Annotated in this window: 12 protein-coding genes; 5 read left to right on the top strand and 7 right to left on the bottom strand. The window is 70.4% G+C overall.

Annotation, left to right across the window (positions count from 1 at the left end; all coding sequences use genetic code 11):
- Nucleotides 1–66: 66 nt before the first annotated feature.
- The 5 genes from EDF40_RS13775 to EDF40_RS13795 all read right to left on the bottom strand — a co-directional run bounded on the left by EDF40_RS13775 (nt 67) and on the right by EDF40_RS13795 (nt 5,950).
- Nucleotides 67–840 carry a type 1 glutamine amidotransferase gene (locus tag EDF40_RS13775; RefSeq protein WP_123340519.1) on the bottom strand — a complete coding sequence of 258 codons (774 nt, stop codon included), beginning with the start codon at nt 838–840 and terminating at the stop codon, nt 67–69.
- Nucleotides 837–2,096 (bottom strand): MurT ligase domain-containing protein, encoded by a 1,260-nt coding sequence (locus tag EDF40_RS13780; protein WP_123340518.1) that lies wholly within the window; start codon nt 2,094–2,096, stop codon nt 837–839. Before EDF40_RS13780 ends, EDF40_RS13775 begins: the two co-directional genes overlap by 4 nt.
- A 4-nt stretch (nt 2,097–2,100) precedes the next feature.
- A complete protein-coding gene (locus EDF40_RS13785; RefSeq protein ID WP_123292681.1) occupies nt 2,101–3,351 on the bottom strand; it encodes an RNA polymerase sigma factor in 1,251 nt (416 codons plus the stop codon).
- A 193-nt stretch (nt 3,352–3,544) separates the two neighbouring features.
- Nucleotides 3,545–4,864, bottom strand: coding sequence for a nitrate/nitrite transporter (locus EDF40_RS13790; protein WP_123340517.1), 1,320 nt, complete (start codon nt 4,862–4,864; stop codon nt 3,545–3,547).
- Between the two features lie 156 nt (nt 4,865–5,020).
- The gene (locus EDF40_RS13795) at nt 5,021–5,950 is read right to left on the bottom strand and encodes a proteasome assembly chaperone family protein (RefSeq protein ID WP_123340516.1); all 930 of its coding nucleotides are present in this window, start codon (nt 5,948–5,950) and stop codon (nt 5,021–5,023) included.
- A gap of 75 nt (nt 5,951–6,025) precedes the next feature.
- Here EDF40_RS13795 and EDF40_RS13800 point away from each other — a divergent pair, with 75 nt between their 5' ends.
- From EDF40_RS13800 to sucB, 3 genes are all read left to right on the top strand, one after another.
- Nucleotides 6,026–7,504 carry a leucyl aminopeptidase gene (locus EDF40_RS13800; RefSeq protein ID WP_123340515.1) on the top strand — a complete coding sequence of 493 codons (1,479 nt, stop codon included), beginning with the start codon at nt 6,026–6,028 and terminating at the stop codon, nt 7,502–7,504.
- A 154-nt stretch (nt 7,505–7,658) separates the two neighbouring features.
- Complete coding sequence (lpdA, locus tag EDF40_RS13805; RefSeq protein WP_123292677.1) at nt 7,659–9,032, top strand: dihydrolipoyl dehydrogenase; 1,374 nt, start codon at nt 7,659–7,661, stop codon at nt 9,030–9,032.
- A gap of 73 nt (nt 9,033–9,105) precedes the next feature.
- On the top strand, nt 9,106–10,605 hold the full coding sequence (gene sucB, locus EDF40_RS13810) for a 2-oxoglutarate dehydrogenase, E2 component, dihydrolipoamide succinyltransferase (protein ID WP_123340514.1): 1,500 nt from the start codon (nt 9,106–9,108) through the stop codon (nt 10,603–10,605).
- A 111-nt stretch (nt 10,606–10,716) separates the two neighbouring features.
- On the opposite strand, the gene EDF40_RS13815 is transcribed toward sucB, so the two are convergent.
- Nucleotides 10,717–11,547, bottom strand: coding sequence for a hypothetical protein (locus tag EDF40_RS13815; RefSeq protein WP_123340513.1), 831 nt, complete (start codon nt 11,545–11,547; stop codon nt 10,717–10,719).
- Nucleotides 11,548–11,675: 128 nt separating this feature from the next.
- Here EDF40_RS13815 and EDF40_RS13820 point away from each other — a divergent pair, with 128 nt between their 5' ends.
- On the top strand, nt 11,676–12,389 hold the full coding sequence (locus EDF40_RS13820) for a DUF4191 domain-containing protein (RefSeq protein WP_111087017.1): 714 nt from the start codon (nt 11,676–11,678) through the stop codon (nt 12,387–12,389).
- A 292-nt stretch (nt 12,390–12,681) separates the two neighbouring features.
- Here EDF40_RS13820 and EDF40_RS13825 read toward each other — a convergent pair whose 3' ends face one another.
- On the bottom strand, nt 12,682–13,137 hold the full coding sequence (locus tag EDF40_RS13825; RefSeq protein ID WP_123340512.1) for an RDD family protein: 456 nt from the start codon (nt 13,135–13,137) through the stop codon (nt 12,682–12,684).
- A 142-nt stretch (nt 13,138–13,279) separates the two neighbouring features.
- Here EDF40_RS13825 and glnA point away from each other — a divergent pair, with 142 nt between their 5' ends.
- The gene (glnA, locus tag EDF40_RS13830; protein WP_111087015.1) at nt 13,280–14,704 is read left to right on the top strand and encodes a type I glutamate--ammonia ligase; all 1,425 of its coding nucleotides are present in this window, start codon (nt 13,280–13,282) and stop codon (nt 14,702–14,704) included.
- The last annotated feature ends 340 nt before the right edge of the window (nt 14,705–15,044 follow it).

Genomic DNA, 15,044 nt, shown 5'->3' on the forward strand with positions numbered 1-15,044 from the left:
TGCCCGTCTCAGAACGCGCGGATACGACGAAGGCCGGGTCCCGTCGGGAACCGGCCTTCGTGAGCGTCACGCGATGCGCTTGAACGCCTTGTCGACGTAGCGGTCGACCGTCGCGCGCGCTTCGCGTGCGTAGCGGTCGATGGTGGCCGTCTGCTCCGGGTCCGGTGCGTACTCGCGACCCAGCCGTGCGGTTGCTGCGGCGAGGACACCGTCGGTCAGCTGCGGGTTGAGCGGCAGGATCGGACCCTGCGTGTGCGTGCCGAAGGACGTGCCGACGATCGCACCCTCGACCGGGGCTCCCGCCTGGTTGCCGCCGCCGGACACGACGTCGGCGAAGGGGGTGACCCCGGCCGCGAGCTCGATCGTGGTGGCGTGGTCCTCGAAGCCGGCGAGGCGCTTCGGCGCGCCGGGGAGCAGCGGGTACCGGGTCTCGAGGACGAAGTAGTTCACCCGACGTTCGGCACCGCGGACGGCTCGGGCGTCGAACACACCGAACCCCTCGACCGGAGCACCCTCGGTGGGGACGACCTCGTTCGTCGCCAGGTCGAACCCGCCGCCGACGGCGATGACCGGCACCCCGTCGCTCGCGAACGAACGGAGCGGAGCGGCGATGCGGGCGACGTCCGCACCGAGCGAACGCATCGCGCTGAGCGGTCCGTTGCCGATGACCACGACGTCGGCCGCGGCGGGCAGATCGTCGCCGGGCGCGTACTCGAGCACCTCGGCGTCGAGGCCGGCTGCGGCGGCACGGCGGACGAGGGCTGCGACGTTGCCGCGGTCCCCCGAGACGCCCATCTGCCGGGGGTAGACGTGCAGGATGGTCAGCCGGTCGGCCGTCATGCGGTCTTCTCCATGTCCGGGTGGCCGAGGGCCTTGCGGGCGATCATCATGATCTCGTAGTTGACGATGAAGTTCTTCGTCCCGCTGGTCGTCGACCCGAGCTGCTCCATGTGCTTGATCGCGGCCTCGACGTCGGGGTCGACCCTGCCGATGCGGACACCGGCGTGCTCGAGGGCGATCGCGATCTGCCAGGCCTTGTCACCGGAGACGACGTCGACGTGGTCGAGCTTCGAGAAGTCGATGTCGTAGATCCACGAGATGTCCGGCGTGCCCTCGTCGATCGCCATGAGGACCTGCTCGGGGCGGTCCGGCAGCGCGTCGAGGTTGAGCTGGAGGCTCGCGGCGTTCTTGAACATCGTGAACTCGGCGGACTCGCCGGCGATCGGCAGTCGCTCCCCGCGGCCGTACGCCGGCTTCATCGTGCCGAAGGCCTTCGTGACGGCGTCGGCGCGGAACTGCGTGCCGAGTGCTGCGCTGGCCGTGGCGGTGGCAGCAGCAGCGTCGACCGCGTAGTGCAGGCCGCGTGCGGGCAGGCGCACCGCGATGTCGGAACCGTCGAAACGGATCGTCGCACCGTCACCGGTGTTCACGACGACCTCTGACTCAGCGGCGTTCGGCTGGGCGTCCTGCCGGTCGAAGTCGTCGGCGTTCTGCAGGCCGTTCGGCGCCGCGGCGACGACCTCGGCGCTCGCACCGAAACGCAGCACCCGCTGGCCCGTGCGCGCTGCGTAGGCATCGAGGAACTGGTCGTCGCGGTTCGTGATGACGTTCGCCGCGGACAGTGCCGCGGTGTCGAGCATCATGTCGGCGACGCGTTCGGTCTCGAAGAACCGGTACAGCTGGTCGACCTGCACGTTGAGCATCGTCACCGTGGACGGCGACAGGATGCCGGCGAGCTCGACCGCGAAGGCCTCGTCCACCTCGAGGATGCCGATGTCTGCCTTCAGGCGACCGGTCAGCGACACCTCGGACAGCAGCGCCGACGCGATGCCCTGCGGCAGGTTCGCCCCGGACGGGTTCGTGAAGACGCGGAGCCCGTGCGCCCGGACGATGTCCGAGATCATGTGCGTGGTCGTCGACTTGCCGTTCGACCCGAGCACGAAGACGACGCCGTTCGGGAACTGCTTCGTCACGTGCTGCAGGAAGTCCGGCACCAGCTTGAGCACGATGTACCCGGGGTAGGCGGATCCCCCGCCCCGCGCTCTGGCGAGGGCGCGGAGGACCCGCCCGATCAGGATCGGGATGAAGAACCGCATCGGCCTACTCGAGGTAGTCGCGCAGCGACTGCGACCGCGACGGGTGGCGGAGCTTCGCCATCGTCTTGGACTCGATCTGACGGATGCGCTCACGCGTCACGCCGAACGTGTCACCGATCTGGTCGAGGGTCTTCGGCTGGCCGTCACCGAGGCCGAAGCGCATGCGGATGACGCCCGCTTCGCGCTCGGACAGGGAGTCGAGCAGGCTCTCGAGCTGCTTCTGCAGCATGGTGAAGCCCACCGCGTCGGCCGGCACGACCGCCTCGGTGTCCTCGATGAGGTCACCGAACTCGGAGTCGCCGTCCTCGCCCAGGGGCGTGTGCAGGGAGATCGGCTCGCGACCGTACTTCTGCACCTCGACGACCTTCTCCGGGGTCATGTCGAGCTCGCGCGCGAGCTCTTCCGGAGTGGGTTCGCGACCGAGGTCCTGCAGCATCTGGCGCTGGACACGAGCGAGCTTGTTGATGACCTCGACCATGTGCACCGGGATGCGGATGGTGCGGGCCTGGTCGGCCATGGCGCGGGTGATCGCCTGGCGGATCCACCACGTCGCGTACGTCGAGAACTTGAAGCCCTTGGTGTAGTCGAACTTCTCGACCGCACGGATCAGGCCCAGGTTGCCCTCCTGGATGAGGTCCAGGAACTGCATGCCACGGCCGGTGTAGCGCTTGGCGAGCGACACCACGAGGCGGAGGTTCGCGCCGAGCAGGTGCGACTTGGCGCGCTGACCGTCGCGGGCGACCCAGCGCAGCTCACGCTCGGCCGGCTTGGTCAGCCCGGTCGAGTGCTGCAGCTTGTCCTCGGCGAACAGACCGGCCTCGATGCGCATCGCGAGCTCGACCTCCTGCTCGGCGTTGAGCAGGGCAACCTTGCCGATCTGCTTGAGGTAGTCCTTCACCGGGTCGGCGGTCGCACCCGTGATGGTCGTCGAGTAGACCGGGGCTTCGTCGTCGTCGGTCTGCGAGATGACGAGCGCGCCGGCGGCGACCGCTGCGGCGGCGTCGGGCTTGATCGCCTTGTCGTCGGTGTCCTCGACGTCCTCGGTCGGCTCGTCGGTGGCTTCGTTCGCCTCGTCGACGGGGTCGACCTTCTTCGCCTTCGGGGCGGCCTTCTTGGCCGGGGCCTTCTTGGCGGGGGCCTTGGTGGCGCGCTTCTTCGGCGCGGCGGTTCCCTCGGCGTCCGTGGCGTCCTCTGCCACAGCACCTTCGGGCTGAGTGTCCTTCGTGGGATCGATCGTCGTGCTCCGGGCAGCCATGCGATCACCTCTCTCGTCGTGCCACGTTCGTGGGGTCGTGGCCTCCCTCGCCGCCCAGGGCCCGAGCCGCAGTCCCCCGCGTCGTCGAGTCCTACCGTTCCGGGCAGCACTAAGACCCATGTCAAGTCCCCCGGGTTGATCGGCGCTCCGAAGTGCTCCGACAGGATGGGGGTCCTGAGTGGGTCCGTGATCATTATTGCACGTGCCGCTTCCGCAGGCGCGCAACGAGTGCAACCCAGAGCGGTCCGACGCGTATTCCCTCCTCCGCGTGGAGCACCCGGCGCGTGCGGTGCCGCGCGTGCAGGAGCATCGCTACGCCGAACCCGACCACCAGGTACTGCACCGTGAGGGCCACGCGGAAGTTGTCCCAGGCGAACACCGTCTCGCCGGTGACGCGGGACATCACGTCGAGGAGCAGCCCGATCAGGTACATCATCACGAAGGCCGCCAGGAAGCCCCCGACGTTGACGACGCCGTTCGCGGACCCGAGGGAACCGACCGGGTTGAACGTCCGGGCGAAGTCGAACCCGATCAGCGAACCGGGGCCGCCGATGCCCATCGCCACGACGAGCAGCACGAGCAGCCAGGTCGGCGGGTGGCCGGGCCAGAGCAGTATCGCGGTCCACACCACGGCGAGCAGCACGACCACGCCGAGCACGAGGTTCGAGCGGCGCATCGGGAACCGCGCACACAGCAGCCCGAGCACCGGCCCGGCGACGAAGCCCACGGCGACGATGATCGTCAGGAAGCCGGCGGCCTCGGCGGGGCTGTACCCGAGCCCGCGGAGCATCGGGACGCCCCACAGCAGCGAGAACACCGTGCCGGACGACTGCGTCACGTAGTGGGACCAGAACCCGAGCTGCGTGCCCGGTCGACGCAACGCGTGCCCGAACGTCCGGAACGCGGCGCCCCGCGAGTGCGGCAGCGGGATCGTTCCGGTCCGCACGACCACGGGGCCGTTGCGGACGAAGACGAACGCCAGGACGAGCCCGACGGCACTCGCGGCGGCGGCGACCCCGAACGCGGGCGTCCACCCCGCGGCGTGCAGGAGCACCGCGAACGGGAACGCCGACAGGATCTGGCCGATCTGCCCGAGGTTGCCCGTCCACTGCGAGATCTGCGGCAGGATCCGGCCGCTGAACCACATCGGCACCAGGCGGATCACCGAGATGAACGTCATCGCGTCGCCGGCGCCCACGAGCACCCGGCCCGCGATCGCCGGGCCGATCGTCGGCGAGAAGGCCACGACGGCCTGGCCGACCACGAGCAGCGCGGCGCCGAGCAGGACGAGCTTGCGCGGCCCCACCCGGTCGAGCGCGACGCCCACCGGGATCTGGAGTCCGGCGTACACGGCGATCTGCACGACCGCGAGCGTGGACAACACCGCCGCCGAGACGGCGAACCGGTCCTGCGCGTCCACCCCGGACACCCCGAGCGAGGACCGCTGCACGACCGCCAGGACGTAGGCGAGCACCGCGATGCCCCAGATCAGGTAGGCGCGACGGGAGTTCACCCCGACAGGCTACCGATCCGGCGGAGCCGGATACGCGACGTGTGTCGCCGACGCTGGTGGCGTCCTGGTCGCGACCGGACGACCGACGGGAGGAACGGTGCGGGCCCGCCCCGGGCCTCCAGACCGCCGTTCCGGACCGTTCAGGGCCCGACGCGGCTACTCGCCGCCGTCACCCTGGGTGCGCCGGTCGGCCAGGAAGCGCTCGAGCTCGGCCGCGATCGCGTCCGCGGTCGGCACCTCGCCGTCGACGTCCGTGAGCGGCGACGCGACCGGGTTGCCCTCCATGTACGTGTCGTGCCGTTCCTCGAGCACACCGACGAGTCGCTGCAACTCGGCGTTGCCGGCGACCTGCTCCTCGACCCGGGTGAGGAACTCGCGACCCGCCTCGCGCAGGGCGTCCGTCGGGAAGATGAGGCCGGTGGCGGCGGCGATGCCGGACAGAGCCGCGACGGCTGCGTCCGGGAACTCGGTGTCCGACAGGTAGTGCGGGACGAGCAGGACGAGCCCGGTGACCTGCGCGCCGGTGGATGCGAGCCGGTGCTCGACGAGGTGCAGGACGTTCGCCGGCGCCTGGGTCTCGGGCTTCCAGACGCTCATCTGCTCGACGAGGTCGGCGCGGGTGCCGGAGACGGTCAGGCTGATCGGGCGGGTGTGCGGGACCGGCATCGGGATCGACTGCACCCAGGTGGTGTCCGCGACCTGGAGCTGGGCGGCGAGGCCGGTGACGGCGTCCACGAACCGGTTCCACTGGAAGTCCGGCTCGTACCCGGACAGGAACAGGAACGGCTGGCCGATCTCGTCGCGCACGAGGTGCAGCGCCAGCCGGGGCGGCTCGACGGCGGCGATGTGGTCGTGCTCGAAGGTGATGACGGGCCGGCGTGCACGCCAGTCGAGCAGCACGTCGGGGTCGAACTCGGCGACGATCTGGGTGTCGAGGTCCTCGAGCACCGACGTCGTGACCTGGGCAACGGCCGAACCGGCGTCCGCGAAGCCGGTGAGCCCGGCGACCAGGTGCAGCCCGGCCGGGACGGTCGGGGCGGCCTCGTCGAACGTGTAGAGCTCCTCGGGGTGGTTCACCGTCCCCATGCTAGGCGGGGCCACCGACGCCCCCGCGCGGGACGACCACGCCGACAGCGAACAGTGCGTGGATAGGGTTGGAGCATGGTCCGACCGACGCTCTCCACCGACTCCTCCGCCCCCTCCTCGATCTCCGCCGACGTCCTCGTGGTCGGTGTCCGGCCCGGTGCCGACGGTGCCCCCGCGACGATCGCCCAGCCGGCCACGACACCGTTCTCCGCGCTCGACGACCTCGACCTCGCAGCGATCGGCGCGACGGGCGCCAAGGACCAGCTCGTGCGCATCCCGGCCGTGGGCGTCGACGCCGCGAGCATCGCGCTCATCGGGCTCGGCACCGGGACCGACGCCGCCGCGTACCGCTCGGCCGCCGGCAGTGCCGTCCGCCAGCTGCCGCACGCCGCGTCGATCGCGCTCGCACTGCCGACCGACACCGACGCACTAGTCGAGGCAGCGCTCGAGGGCGCAGCGCTCGGCGCCTACGCCTTCACGCGGCACAAGGGCGCCGGCACGACCGGGCCGACGCGTGGCGACCAGCGCGTGACGGTCCTCGCGCCGTCCGCCGCGACGGACGCCGCGGTCCGTCCGGCGATCGTGGCCGATGCCGCCTCGCTGGTCCGCGACCTCGTGAACACCGCCGCCGGCGACCTGGGGCCACAGGACGTCGCCGACGTGGCGACCGGGCTCGCCTCGGACCTCCCGCTCACCGTCGAGGTCCTCGACGAGCAGGCACTCGAGGAGCAGGGCTTCGGCGGCATCCTCGGGGTCGGCCGTGGTTCGGCGCGTCCCCCGCGCCTGGTCGTCGTCCGCTACGCGCCGGAGTCCGCCACGAAGCACCTCGCCCTCGTCGGCAAGGGCATCACGTTCGACTCGGGCGGGCTCTCGCTCAAGCCGGCGGCGTCGATGCTCGGCATGAAGACCGACATGACCGGCGCCGCCACGGTGCTCGCCGCGACCGTCGCTGCCGCACGCCTGGGCCTCGACGTGCGCGTCACCGCCTGGCTCGCACTCGCCGAGAACATGCCGTCGGGCACGGCGACCCGCCCGGGTGACGTCCTCACCCTCAAGAACGGCAAGACCGTCGAGGTCACGAACACCGACGCCGAGGGCCGCCTCGTGCTCGGCGACGGCATGGCAGCCGCCTCGCTCGAGACGCCCGACGCCATCGTCGACGTCGCCACCCTGACCGGCGCGCAGGTCGTCGCGCTCGGCGACCGCACCACCGGCCTGATGGGCAGCGACGACCTCGTCGCGAAGCTCCGTGCCGTGGCCGAGGGCGTGTCGGAGCCGATCTGGCCGATGCCCCTGCCCGAGGAACTCGACGCCCGGCTCGCCAGCGACGTCGCCGACATGGTCAACGCCACGGTCGGCAACCCGGCCGGCGGCATGCTGCTCGCGGGCAAGTTCCTGGAGCGCTTCGTCGGCGAGGGCATCCCGTGGGCGCACCTCGACATCGCCGGTCCGTCCGAGCACAAGGGCGGCGGCTACGGGTGGCTCGGCAAGGGCGCGACGGGTGTGATGGTCCGGACGCTCATCGCGCTCGCAGAAGACCTCCAGTCCGAGTAGTAGGTTTGGTACCGGTGGGACGGGGCATCGACGCGCCTCCCACCGGTACTGCACGGGACGGGACCGGAACCACGCGGTCCGACCGTCGGACGCCGCCCCCGCGGTGTCCACGTAGGGCCCGATCGGCCCGACACGCACGAGGGAGTTGCACCAGGTGACGGAACAGACTTACGACGTCGTGGTCCTCGGTGGCGGGAGCGGTGGCTACGCCGCTGCGCTCCGGGCCGCCGAACTCGGCATGAGCGTCGCGCTCATCGAGGGCGACAAGCTCGGAGGGACGTGCCTGCACCGTGGCTGCATCCCCACCAAGGCGCTGCTGCACGCGGCCGAGGTCGCCGACGCGACGCGTGACGCCGAGAAGTACGGCGTGATCGCGGAGTTCGCCGGTGTCGAGGTCCCGAAGGTCATCGAGTACCAGCAGGGCGTCATCACCTCCAAGTACAAGGGCCTGCAGGGCCTCATCAAGGCCCGCGGCATCACCGTCGTCGAGGGCTGGGGTCGACTCACCTCGCAGAACACCGTGCAGGTCGGCGACCAGAACATCGTCGGCAAGAACGTCGTGCTCGCGACCGGCTCCTACTCGAAGTCCCTGCCCGGACTCGAGATCGGCGGCCGCGTCATCACCTCCGAGACCGCACTGCGCATGGACTACGTGCCGAACAAGGTCGTCATCCTGGGCGGCGGCGTCATCGGCGTCGAGTTCGCCAGCGTGTGGAAGTCCTTCGGCGCCGAGGTCACGATCGTCGAGGCGCTCCCCCACCTCGTCCCCGCTGAAGACGAGTCGATGTCGAAGCAGCTCGAGCGTGCCTTCCGCAAGCGCGGCATCGAGTTCTCGCTCGGTGTCCGGTTCCAGGGCGTCGAGCAGCACGAGAACGGCGTCGTCGTGACGCTCGAGGACGGCAAGACCTTCGATGGTGACGTCCTGCTGGTCGCCGTCGGTCGTGGCCCGGTCACGCAGAACGTCGGCTTCGACGAGGTCGGCGTCGCCATGGACCGCGGCTTCGTCACCACGAACGAGCGCCTCGCCACCAACCTGCCGAACGTCTACGCGGTCGGCGACATCGTCCCCGGGCTGCAGCTCGCACACCGCGGCTTCCAGCAGGGCATCTTCGTGGCTGAGGAGATCGCCGGCCTGAACCCGGTGATCATCGAGGACAAGAACATCCCGAAGATCACGTACTCCGACCCCGAGGTCGCCTCCGTCGGCCTCTCGCAGGCCAAGGCCGAGGCCGAGTACGGCGCCGACAAGGTGGACTCGTACGAGTACAACCTGGCCGGCAACGGCAAGAGCCACATCATCGGCACGTCCGGTTCGGTCAAGGTCGTCCGCGTCGTCGACGGCCCCGTCGTCGGCGTGAGCATGATCGGCGCCCGCGTCGGCGAGCTCATCGGTGAAGCCCAGCTCGCCGTGAACTGGGAGGCGTACCCGGAGGACATCGCTCCGCTCGTGCACGCGCACCCGACGCAGAACGAGGCCCTGGGCGAGGCGTTCATGCACCTCGCGGGCAAGCCGCTGCACGCGCTGTGACCCGCACGAGTCCGCGCCCTGTGACAATGACATCCACAACAACTGCAACCCCCCGCGAAGAGGAGTCCACCCGATGAGCGAATCCGTCAGCCTCCCGGCGCTCGGCGAGAGCGTCACCGAGGGCACGGTGACCCGATGGCTGAAGAACGTCGGTGACCGGGTCGAGGTCGACGAGCCGCTGCTCGAGGTCTCGACCGACAAGGTCGACACCGAGATCCCGTCGCCCGTCGCCGGCGTCATCGAGGAGATCCTCGTGCAGGAGGACGAGACCGTCGAGGTCGGCACCGCGCTGGTGAAGATCGGCGACGGCTCGTCCGACTCCGGTTCCTCCGACTCCGGTTCGTCCGACGAGTCCTCGAACGAGACCGCTGCCGAGGCAGAGGTCCCCGAGGCCGAGCCGAGCACCGAGCAGGAGTCCGAGACCCCCGCCCCGGAGCCCACCGAGCCCGAGCCGGCCCCCGCCGGACAGACGCAGCCCGCGGCCCCGCAGGCCCCGTCGGCACCTCCTGCCGCCGCTCCGGTCCCGCAGGCCGCTCCGGTCCCGCCGCCCGCCGCCGCACCCCCGGCCGCCGTCCCGGCGCCGGCCGCTGCTGCACCCGCGCCGGCCGCGCCGAGCGCGACCACCGCCGCCGCGGTGCCGAACCCGACGCAGGACGGCGCAGCCTCCGGCTACGTCACGCCGCTCGTCCGCAAGCTGGCGAACGAGCAGGGCGTCGACCTGTCCACCGTCACCGGTTCCGGTGTCGGCGGGCGCATCCGCAAGGAGGACGTGCTCGCGGCCGTCGCGAAGGCTCCGGCCGCCGGTGGTGCAGCTGCACCCGCCGCCGCGTCTGGTCCGTTCGTCGCCGAGGTCTCGCCGCTGCGCGGCACCCGCGAGAAGATGACCCGCCTGCGCAAGGTCGTGGCCGAGCGTGCTGTGCAGTCGATGACCTCGACCGCACAGCTCACGAGCGTCGTCGAGGTGGACGTCACGAAGGTGGCGCAGTTCCGCGACGCCCACAAGGCGGAGTTCCTCGAGAAGACCGGTTCGAAGCTCTCGTTCATGCCGTTCTTCGCCCTGGCGGCGTCCGAGGCGCTCAAGGCCCACCCGAAGATCAACTCGACCGTGGAAGGCGACGAGATCGTCTACCCGGAGTCCGAGAACGTCTCCATCGCGGTGGACACCGAGCGCGGCCTGCTGACCCCGGTCATCAAGGACGCGGCCTCGCTCGACCTGGCGCAGTTCTCGAAGTCCATCGCGGACCTGGCGGAGCGCACCCGGAACAACCAGCTCAAGCCCGACGAGCTCGCTGGCGGTACGTTCACGCTGACGAACACCGGTTCGCGTGGCGCGCTGTTCGACACCCCCGTGGTGTTCCTGCCGCAGTCGGCGATCCTCGGAACTGGCATCGTCACGAAGCGTCCCGCGGTCGTGAAGGTCGACGGCCAGGAAGCGATCGCGATCCGTTCGTTCGTCTACCTCGCGCTGTCGTACGACCACCGGATCATCGACGGTGCGGACGCCTCGCGCTACCTGGTCGCGGTCAAGAACCGCCTGGAAGCGGGCAACTTCGCCCCCAATCTCGGGTACTGACCCCAGCACCACGGCCGACGGCCCCGGTTCCCCCTCGTGGGGAGCCGGGGCCGTTCCCGTTCCCGTTCCGGTTCGTCGGCGTCCGGGGGCGTCCGGGGGTGTCCGGGCGCGTCAGCCACCACCACCCGCACCGGCACCGGTGTCCGTTCCGGCACCGAGCACGGACACCGCGGCGACGACCGTACCGATCGCGACGACGACACCGACCACGGCGCGGCGGAGCGGCAACCGCCGACCAGCACCGAGCGGGATGCCGAGCTCGACGACCTCGCGCAGTCGAGCCACCGGGCCCGTCGTGTCGACCGGCGGGTCCGCCTCGACGAACACCAGGTCGGCCGGCGGTGGGGCCCACCGGAACGGCCGCGGCGGCGCCGCATCCCGAACCGTCTCGAGCGCCGCACACACGGTGCTGCGGTCGCCGTCGAGCGCTGCGAGGAGGGCAGCGTCCACGTCGTCGCGACTCGGATCGCGCGGGTCGACACGGTCCCAGACGAGCCGGGCGGCGAGCCCGAGGACCCGTGCAGCGTCGTGACCGGGCAGCTCCGTGCCGTCGCGGACGGCTCCAGCCGGGTGGTCGCACAGCACCACGGCGCCCGCGTCGTCCACCAGGACATCGTCGATGCCGGCGACGCCGAGCCGTACCGCGCCGTCGACGGCCGCGACGAGGAGCTCGAGCAGCGGGACACAGAGGGTCACCGCGACCCCGGTCGTCGGGGTGCCGAGGCGATCCAGCGCCACCGGGAGCGGCGTCCCGCGTGGGCGGTCGAGCAGGGTCACGAGCCCGCCGGCCCCGGTCCGGCCCACCGCCTCGACGGGCACCAGGTGCCGGTGGCCGGTGGCGCACCGGTCCGCGATCCAGGCCGCCACGGCAGCGTCGTCGGCCGCCGCGACCCAACGGTCACTGCGGGCGTCGTCGATGCTCTGGTCGGTGCTCGTGTCCATGGTGACGAGCGTGGCGGAGGCGAGCCGGGCCTCCTGTCCGTCCTGCTCGATCTGTGGACAACGCGTGTTCGCGCACAGCCGGACCGACTGCGGTCTCCCCCGGACCGCGGAGGCCGTATCCTGTCAGCATGGCACGCAGCACTTCCACAGACACGAAGGCGAAGGAGCCGGGGCGTCTCAAGCAGATGTTCCAGGTCTTCCAGATGACCCGACGGGCCGACCCGTCGTCCGTCTGGTGGTTCGCCCTCGCATTCGTCGGCCCCGTCGTCCTCGGCATCGTGCTGGCGCTGGTGCTCCCGGGCCAGAACTGGCTCGCGATGATCCTGTGGATCGTCGCCGGTGTCCTGATGGGCGTGCTGCTCTTCCTCATCGTCCTCGGCCGGCTGGCCGAGCGGGCGGCGTACTCGCAGATCGAGGGCCAGCCCGGCGCCGTCGGTGCGGTGCTCTCCAACTCGCTGCGTCGACAGTGGCGCTCCAGCGAGATGCCCGTCGCCGTGCACGGTCGCTCGCAGTCCGCGGTGTACCGCGCGGTGGGGCGTCCCGGCGTCGTCCTCATCACCGAGGGCCAGCGCGGCAACCTGAAGCGTCAGGTCGACGAAGAGCGTCGCAAGGTGCAGCGCATCGTCCCGAACGTCGCCGTCCACGTGGTCAGCGTCGGTGACGGCGACGACACCCTCACGCTGCACAAGCTCCCCCGTGCCATGAACAAGTTCAAGAAGTCGCTCAACCGCAACGAGGTCCTGGCCGTCGCGAACCGCCTTGACTCGCTCACGCAGAGCCCCGCCGCCGCGATCCCGAAGGGCATGGACCCGATGCGTGCCCGCGCCGGACGTCCGCGCTGACCCGTCCCCGAACCACCACGCAGAACGCCCCCGACCGTGCCAGGTCGGGGGCGTTCTGCGTGCGGCGCGGTGGTGGCCGGTGCGGTCGGTGGCGGTCGATCGCGCCCGCTGAGCGCACCGTGCGCCTTCGGCCACCTGGTGCGAGGTTACCCGCTCGGTGCAAACCTGTCGCGCTGCACCGAGCGGGCAACCTCGCACGTGCCGACGAACCTCGCACGGTGCAAAACAGCGCCCCGCAGCGCCCCGCGACGAACCTCGCACCGTGCGGTGCGGGCGCGGGCCCGTCCCCGGGTCAGCGGCGGACGAGCACCGTGCCGGCGATGCGGTCGTGCGCGCCGCGGCTGTCCCGGTCGATGATGAGCGCCGGCACCACCAGGCAGAGCAGGACGGTCCGGACGACCGGACGCCACACCCCCACGTACCCCCCGCGCATCGGCACGAGGCGCAGCCCGACGCAGATGTGCCCGAACGAGCCGGACAACAGGCAGACGAAGAGCACCTGGAGCGCGGCGAAGATCGCCAGCTGCACCCACGAGTGCGCGATGTCCCCGGAACCGTTCACCGGCGACCAGACCCCGGTCACGTATGCGATGAGATCGGCGAGGGCGCCGTCGATGAGCAGGGCGACGATCCGCCGTCCGATCCGCCCGACGCTGCGGGGTCCTTCCTCCGGCAGACCGAGGTCCTTGCCCGGCCAGCCGTCGGGGTGCTCGGGGGGCGCGGACGGACTGGAGGAGCTGCGGGCCATGCCCCCAAGCGTAGGCGACCGGCCGCCCGTAACACGCCCGAAACAATTCAGTCACGTCCGGGAAACCCCGTGTCAATAGCCTCGTCGGAGGTGCCTTGATCGGTACCTCCGACATCACCCAACCCATTGGAGATCGGCCCCCATGTTCAGCGATTCCTCCGAGGTCCTGGCCTTCATCAAGGACACCGACGTCAAGTTCCTCGACATCCGATTCACGGACCTGCCGGGTGTGCAGCAGCACTTCAACATCCCCGCCTCGACCGTCGACGAGGACTTCTTCTCGGTCGGCCAGCTCTTCGACGGCTCCTCGATCCGCGGGTTCGCGTCGATCCACGAGTCCGACATGCAGCTGATCCCCGATGTGACCACCGCCTACGTGGACCAGTTCCGCGCCGAGCGCACGCTCATCATGATCTTCGACATCTACAACCCGCGGAACGGCGAGATCTACGGCCGCGACCCGCGCCAGGTGGCGAAGAAGGCCGAGAAGTACCTCGCGTCGACGGGCATCGCGGACACCGCGTTCTTCGCCCCCGAGGCCGAGTTCTACATCTTCGACGACGTCCGCTACTCCGTCACCCAGAACGAGTCGTTCTACGCGGTCGACTCCGAAGAGGGCGCCTGGAACACCGGTCGTGACGAAGAGGGCGGCAACCTCGCCAACAAGACCCCGTACAAGGGCGGCTACTTCCCCGTGTCGCCGGTCGACAAGACCGCCGACCTGCGCGACGACATCACCCTCAAGCTGATCGACGCGGGCTTCGAGCTCGAGCGCTCGCACCACGAGGTGGGCACCGGCGGCCAGCAGGAGATCAACTACAAGTTCGACACGATGGTCCACGCCGCGGACGACATCCTGAAGTTCAAGTACATCGTCAAGAACACGGCGGACCAGTGGGGCAAGGTCGCCACGTTCATGCCGAAGCCGCTCTTCGGCGACAACGGCTCGGGCATGCACACCCACCAGTCGCTCTGGTCGGACGGCAAGCCGCTCTTCTACGACGAGAACGGCTACGGCGGCCTGTCCGACCTCGCCCGTTGGTACATCGGCGGTCTGCTGAAGCACGCTCCGGCGCTGCTCGCCTTCACCAACCCGTCGATCAACTCGTACCACCGCCTGGTCAAGGGCTTCGAGGCGCCGGTCAACCTGGTGTACTCGGCCGGCAACCGTTCGGCTGCGATCCGCATCCCGATCACGGGCACCAACCCGAAGGCCAAGCGCATCGAGTTCCGCGCGCCGGACGCCTCGGGCAACCCGTACCTCGCCTTCGCCGCGCAGCTGATGGCGGGCCTCGACGGCATCCAGAACCGCATCGAGCCGCACGAGCCCGTCGACAAGGACCTCTACGAGCTCCCCCCGGAGGAGGCCAAGGGCATCCCGCAGGTCCCCGGCTCCCTCGACGAGGCGCTCGACTTCCTCGAGGCGGACCACGAGTTCCTCACGAAGGGCAACGTCTTCACCGAGGACCTCATCCAGACCTGGATCGACTACAAGCGTGAGAACGAGATCCTCCCGCTGGCGCAGCGCCCGCACCCGTTCGAGTACGAGCTGTACTTCGGCGTCTGATCCTCGCTGACACACGAAGGCCCCGCGCCGTCAGGTGCGGGGCCTTCGTGTGTGTGTCGCGACAGCGACAGTGTGCCGCGAACCATCCGCAGGAATGTGTCGCTTTGGCGGGTCGGGCGGTTGCGGCGACTGCCTGGAGGCCCGGTGCCGGTCCGGCGGGCCGGCACCGGGCCTCCCGGCTGGTCGCGACGCACGTTCCTTCCCATCGCACCCGGACTGGGAAGCCGGATCGGGCGTACCTGGTCGAAAGTTCCGACCAGGTACGCCCGTTTCGGCACAGTACGCCCGATCCGACCCGGCACCGCACACGGGAACGGGGTCCGTGCCGCCCGGCACGGAC

Source organism: Curtobacterium sp. PhB170 (assembly GCF_003752345.1).
GTDB lineage: Bacteria > Actinomycetota > Actinomycetes > Actinomycetales > Microbacteriaceae > Curtobacterium.

Excerpts from the sequence above, each read along its gene's own strand:
- EDF40_RS13775 (WP_123340519.1), bottom strand. The coding sequence starts at position 840 with ATGACGGCCGACCGGCTGACCATCCTGCACGTCTACCCCCGGCAGATG.
- EDF40_RS13780 (WP_123340518.1), bottom strand. The coding sequence starts at position 2,096 with ATGCGGTTCTTCATCCCGATCCTGATCGGGCGGGTCCTCCGCGCCCTC.
- EDF40_RS13785 (WP_123292681.1), bottom strand. The coding sequence starts at position 3,351 with ATGGCTGCCCGGAGCACGACGATCGATCCCACGAAGGACACTCAGCCC.
- EDF40_RS13795 (WP_123340516.1), bottom strand. The coding sequence starts at position 5,950 with ATGGGGACGGTGAACCACCCCGAGGAGCTCTACACGTTCGACGAGGCC.
- EDF40_RS13800 (WP_123340515.1), top strand. The coding sequence starts at position 6,026 with ATGGTCCGACCGACGCTCTCCACCGACTCCTCCGCCCCCTCCTCGATC.
- sucB (WP_123340514.1), top strand. The coding sequence starts at position 9,106 with ATGAGCGAATCCGTCAGCCTCCCGGCGCTCGGCGAGAGCGTCACCGAG.
- EDF40_RS13815 (WP_123340513.1), bottom strand. The coding sequence starts at position 11,547 with ATGGACACGAGCACCGACCAGAGCATCGACGACGCCCGCAGTGACCGT.
- EDF40_RS13820 (WP_111087017.1), top strand. The coding sequence starts at position 11,676 with ATGGCACGCAGCACTTCCACAGACACGAAGGCGAAGGAGCCGGGGCGT.
- EDF40_RS13825 (WP_123340512.1), bottom strand. The coding sequence starts at position 13,137 with ATGGCCCGCAGCTCCTCCAGTCCGTCCGCGCCCCCCGAGCACCCCGAC.
- glnA (WP_111087015.1), top strand. The coding sequence starts at position 13,280 with ATGTTCAGCGATTCCTCCGAGGTCCTGGCCTTCATCAAGGACACCGAC.